The organism is Chlamydiales bacterium (assembly GCA_031292375.1).
Classification (GTDB): Bacteria; Chlamydiota; Chlamydiia; order Chlamydiales; family VFKH01; genus JARLHF01.
Map to the genome: position 1 here is coordinate 1 of JARLHF010000043.1, position 5,254 is coordinate 5,254.

Sequence of the window (5,254 nt, forward strand, 5' to 3'; positions counted from 1 at the left end):
GATAGAATTGTCTTTAGATTGCAGGCTGAAGGCCTGCATTATAAAATCCTAGGGCATTCGCCCTAGGATAGAATTGTCTTTAGATTGCAGGCTGAAGGCCTGCATTATAAAATCCTAGGGCATTCGCCCTAGGAAAAGACTTGCTGGATAGACATTTGCTCCACTAATTCTTTGAAAATCAATTTAGTTATTGTCGTAAAATCAAGTAGCGTATAATTTAAAATTAAATATATAAATATACAAGCATAAGGATGGTGAATATGTCGTTACTACCAGAAGGACTATCAGCTCAATATAGCGATGTAGAACAACACTTAAGTAATGTAAGTAAAGATCTAGAGAGTGCTAAGGGATTCCAAACAATAGATGGTGTGACTATATGGAAAAATCCAGGTAAACATATTATATGGAAGCTTTTTTCTTGGCTTCCTTACGCAGAAAAGCTTTTTGGTATTGTGCGTGTTTTTGAAGTAGAACGAAGGCTTAATGATTATCAAATAAAAGTTGTGGATTCTCATGATCCAAAGTTAATTGGAATTTTTAATACAACTGTAAGAAACTTTAGAGAAGTTTGTCCTCAGAGCAACCCTTTGAAAGAAGCACTAATAGCACCGAGTCCTGAATTATTGAAAAATTTGCAAGAAGCTTGGCGTAAGGAAAATTTAGATTCCAAAAAGCCCATAAAGTTTTCTCCTGACTGGCGCATGGATCCTGCAGAATTTCACGATTTACTCAAAATACTTCAAGATACGGAAAATCGCACAGTGGATGTGTCTGATTGCCCTTGGATAACAAAAGAGCATCTTGCTACTTTAAAAGATATTGACAACGTTATCTTTGTGAATATCACAGGCCGTAAAGATCTTAAGGCAAAAGATATCCCAATAGAGGTGCGTTGTAATGCTGCAATAGCTAACATGGAGAGAGTCGGAGGTTGGGCCACAACGCAATTAAATACAGTGAGTATTTCTCCACGTGGCGTGGTGAAGTTTGATCCAAATGTTCCTTTGAGTAAAGAGCAATTTGAGGCACTTTTATCCAGGATAAAAAATAAGATAGGCAATAAGCTTCACAGCATTGATTTAGATACATGTTCTTGGGTAACTAAAGAGCATCTTCCCCTGTTGAAAGAGTTGCGTGCAAGCTCACGAGAACCAGGTATTTTTTCTATCAAATTGTCAGAAAATGCACAAATTACAAAAGAAGATGTAAGAACAATTTTTTCTGAGATGCTTGGTTGTATTGATTATCCACCTAATAGCTATCTTCGGAATAGGCCACCTACAGAAGGTGTTAGTGAAGAGGTTTATAATAGATGGTTAGAGCAGTGGCTAGCTAGAAATATGAATACTACTTCAGTGCAATTTGATGCAGAGGTTCCTTTAAATATAGCGCAATTTGAGTCTGCTTTAACCAAGCTTGCAGAAAGAAAAAGTAAGAGTCCTTTAGAAAAGCTTTCGTTTATCAGGTGCTCTTGGATGACTGAAGAGCACCTTAATAAATTGAATTTAGAAAAGTTAGTGGCGAAGGATAATAAATTGATCCTTAACTTATGGGACGTAAGAGGCTTAAATTCCGCTGCAGAGCGTATTATGAAGTATTCGAATCAAGGAAATTTTATAAAAAGTTTGGAGTTGACAGACCCAATTTTAAATACTCTTTTTACTATCAGCCACTAGACATAATGTAATTGCGCCTTCTTGGTTAAGAAAGCGCGATTACATTATGTCTATTCTTAAATTTGTTTGTGTCTATACTTTATTGTTAGAGTTTGCTAGACTGTGGAGCTTCTAATTCTTATTAGGAGCATTAATGCCAGATCATACATCACAGCGCGTAGCGCGCATCATTGGCGTTGGATCTTATCTGCCAGAAAAAATTTTAACCAATGCCGATTTGGAAAAAATGGTGGAGACATCCGATGAATGGATCGTCACAAGAACAGGTATAAAAGAAAGACGTATTGCAAGGTCTGATGAGTTCACCTCCGATATGGGAGTTGCTGCAGCAGAAGACGCTCTGAAAAATGCCCATCTTGATTCTAAAGAAATCGATTTAATTATCTTTGCAACACTCACACCCGATTACATTTTTCCAAGCACAGCAGCTCTTTTACAAAAGCATTTAGGGGCAACGCATGCTGCAGCCTTCGATGTACAGGCAGCATGTACGGGTTATATCTATGGTCTTTCAATTGCTAAGGCATTTATTGAGTCTGGAATTTATAAAAATATTTTACTTGTTGCTGCTGAAAAGCTCTCTTCTATTGTCAATTATAAAGATCGAAACACCTGTGTCTTATTTGGTGATGGAGCTGCGGCTGCTGTTATTAGCGACAAGGGAGAAGGGTTTGCAATTCGTCATACAACTCTTGGAGCAGATGGTGAGCAGGCATCTTTGCTTATGCTTCCAGCGGGTGGTTCTAGAAATCCTGCCTCCAAAGAAAGCGTAGAAGAGGGTTTACACTATATTCTCATGGAAGGAAAAGAGGTCTTTAAGCACGCTGTACGACGCATGGAAAGTGCTGCTGAGGAGTGTATTGCCAAGTCTTGCGTTCAAGAGAGTGATATTACATGGTTTGTTCCTCATCAAGCAAATTTACGCATCATTGAAGCTCTTGCTAAGCGTTTTTCTTTTCCCAGTGACAGGGTTTATAAAACATTGCAGAAATATGGAAATACGTCTGCCTCTTCTGTTGGTATTGCACTACATGAACTTTTAAAAGAGCATGAAATTAAAGAGGGTGAAAATTTGCTTCTTGCTGCATTTGGTGCAGGACTTACCTGGGGTGCTACTATTTTATCAAAAATTACAAAATAGGTGAGATTATAGATGGGCGTAGCAAAGCGTATAGCCTTTTTATTTCCAGGACAGGGCTCTCAGCACCCTGGTATGGGAAAAGATTTTTTCGAAGCATATCCTGTTTGTTTGGAAACTTTTCAAGAAGCGGACGATATTTTAAAAAGAAAGTTGTCCTCTATTATTTTTGAAGGTCCAGAAAGCCTTCTCACAGAAACAAGAAATAGTCAAACAGCCATTTATGTCATGAGTATGGCAATTCTTCGTCTTGTGCAGACAGAATTTCCAGAGATTTCTCCATACGTTGCTGCAGGCCTTAGCCTTGGAGAATATACGGCTCTAAGCGCCTCTCAGAGGATTTCGTTCGCAGAGTGTCTGCCTCTTGTTCAGTTGAGAGGAGAGCTTATGAATGAGGCTTGTGAAAAGACAAAGGGGACGATGGCAGTTATTTTGGGATTAGAACCAGATGTTGTTGAAGCTTTTGTGAAGGAGCTTCAACTGCCAAATGACTTATGGGTTGCAAATTTTAACTGTCCTGGCCAAGTGGTAATTTCAGGTACCTCTTTGGGCATTGAAAAGGGCAGTATTATGGCTAAAGAAAAGGGTGCAAAACGTATTATGCCCCTGCAAGTGCATGGAGCTTTTCACAGTGGCCTAATGAGCCTTGCGAGAGATCGTTTAAAAGAAAAAATCGATCAGGTTCCCTTACAAGACTCATGCATTCCTATCGTAATGAATACAAGCGGAGATTTTGAAACAGATGAGCGCAGAATCCGCACACTTCTAGTCGATCAAGTAACGCACTCTGTGCGCTGGCAGCAGGGAGTTTGCTCTATGGAAAATCATGCAATTGATTTGTATCTTGAAATGGGACCTGGAAAAACACTTGCTGGAATGAATAAGCGCATAGGTGTCAAAGCGCCTACAATAAGTATTGAAAAAATAGAAGATCTTTCGCAGTTAGAGGAGTTTGCATGACACAGTTGTTGCAAGGGAAAACCGCTATAGTGACCGGCGGTAATGCGGGCATTGGAAAGGCGATAGCTTTATTGTTTGCAAAGCAAGGAGCAAACATTGCTCTATTTGGTACAAATACAGAGAGGGGCAAAAAGGCTGTTGATGAAATAGCAGCTGCTGTGCAAAATGGCGTTAAGTTGCAGTTTTTCCAGGTAGATGTTTCTAAAACAAAGGCCGTAGACCAGACTATTGAAGAGGTCCTTCAAAACTTTGGGTCTATTGATATCCTTGTGAATAATGCGGGTATTGTAAGGGATATGCTTCTTATGAAAATGACAGAAGAAGATTGGGATGTTGTTATCGATGTAAATTTAAAGTCGGTATACAATATGACGCATGCTCTTGTTAGACCTTTTCTCAAAGCTAAGAAGGGTAAAATTATTAATGTCTCTTCTGTTGTTGGGTTAATGGGAAATGCGGGGCAAACAAATTATGCTGCGTCAAAAGCGGGTATGATAGGCTTTACGAAGTCTTTGGCAAAAGAAGTTGCTGGACGCGGTATTACAGTAAATTGTATTGCACCTGGATTTATTGATACCCAAATGACAGAAAGTTTGACAGAAAGTCAAAAAGCTACGATCCTTGGACAAATCCCAATGAGTCGTCTTGGAACTTCTGAAGAAATTGCTAAGGCTGCTCTGTTTTTGGCAAGCGATATGTCCGATTATATCACAGGGCAAGTTTTGACAGTTGATGGCGGAATGGTAATGTAACTTTAAAATTCATCGTATATGCGATATGAGAAAAAGTAATTTTGTATAAAAGAGGAAATTAAAATGTCAACAGAACAAGAAGTAATTGATATCGTTGTAGAGCAACTTGGCGTCGATAAGGCTGATGTAACAGCTGCAAAATCTTTTATTGAAGATCTCAATGCTGATTCATTAGACCTAACTGAACTTATCATGACATTTGAAGAGCGATTTGGGTTTGAAATTTCTGAAGAAGATGCAGAAAAACTCAAAACTGTGGGTGATGTCATTACTTATATTGAAAACCGCAAAAAAGCGGGCAAGTAAAATTCAATAGACTTCTTGCATAATTACGCAAGAAGTCTAATTGATGCGCGGTCCTTTTGACAGGCCGCGCATGTCATAGCTTTATTCCCTCTCTCAGATAAGAATCGAGAGTAATAATTTCTCCATCAATTTTTAGTTCTTGCATCCCTGAGAGAAGTGCTCTTTTTTCGCGCTCCATTGTGTGCGCATCTTGTACGTCCTAGGCAACTTGGAAAAGCTTTTTATGCCCACGAGGTGTTTGTGCTAAGAAATCGACTTCATAGCGCTTAGAAGTAATATAACGCCAGCTCGATTTTCAACTATCTGCTAATCAATAACTTGAATAGTTAAAACACGGAGACGCGGAGACACGGAGACTTATAATTTATCATTTATGATGCGTTCTACACCGTTTTTTACTTGTTTATTGCCAAAATTAA

At 38.9% G+C, this 5,254-nt stretch carries 5 protein-coding genes; all 5 read left to right on the top strand.

What is annotated here, in order from left to right; genetic code table 11:
• Positions 1 to 260: 260 nt before the first annotated feature.
• The 5 genes from P4L16_05520 to acpP all read left to right on the top strand — a co-directional run bounded on the left by P4L16_05520 (position 261) and on the right by acpP (position 4,835).
• On the top strand, positions 261 to 1,679 hold the full coding sequence (locus tag P4L16_05520; GenBank protein ID MDR3624579.1) for a hypothetical protein: 1,419 nt from the start codon (positions 261 to 263) through the stop codon (positions 1,677 to 1,679).
• A 133-nt stretch (positions 1,680 to 1,812) separates the two neighbouring features.
• A complete protein-coding gene (locus P4L16_05525; protein ID MDR3624580.1) occupies positions 1,813 to 2,820 on the top strand; it encodes a ketoacyl-ACP synthase III in 1,008 nt (335 codons plus the stop codon).
• A 12-nt stretch (positions 2,821 to 2,832) separates the two neighbouring features.
• Positions 2,833 to 3,777, top strand: coding sequence for an ACP S-malonyltransferase (gene fabD / locus P4L16_05530; protein ID MDR3624581.1), 945 nt, complete (start codon positions 2,833 to 2,835; stop codon positions 3,775 to 3,777).
• Positions 3,774 to 4,529 (top strand): 3-oxoacyl-ACP reductase FabG, encoded by a 756-nt coding sequence (gene fabG / locus P4L16_05535; protein ID MDR3624582.1) that lies wholly within the window; start codon positions 3,774 to 3,776, stop codon positions 4,527 to 4,529. Before fabD ends, fabG begins: the two co-directional genes overlap by 4 nt.
• 63 nt (positions 4,530 to 4,592) lie before the next feature.
• The gene (gene acpP, locus P4L16_05540; protein MDR3624583.1) at positions 4,593 to 4,835 is read left to right on the top strand and encodes an acyl carrier protein; all 243 of its coding nucleotides are present in this window, start codon (positions 4,593 to 4,595) and stop codon (positions 4,833 to 4,835) included.
• Positions 4,836 to 5,254 lie beyond the last annotated feature (419 nt).

Bases quoted from the DNA above. Each gene is read 5' to 3' on its own strand.
- P4L16_05520 (MDR3624579.1), top strand. From the start codon at position 261: ATGTCGTTACTACCAGAAGGACTATCAGCTCAATATAGCGATGTAGAA.
- P4L16_05525 (MDR3624580.1), top strand. From the start codon at position 1,813: ATGCCAGATCATACATCACAGCGCGTAGCGCGCATCATTGGCGTTGGA.
- fabD (MDR3624581.1), top strand. From the start codon at position 2,833: ATGGGCGTAGCAAAGCGTATAGCCTTTTTATTTCCAGGACAGGGCTCT.
- fabG (MDR3624582.1), top strand. From the start codon at position 3,774: ATGACACAGTTGTTGCAAGGGAAAACCGCTATAGTGACCGGCGGTAAT.
- acpP (MDR3624583.1), top strand. From the start codon at position 4,593: ATGTCAACAGAACAAGAAGTAATTGATATCGTTGTAGAGCAACTTGGC.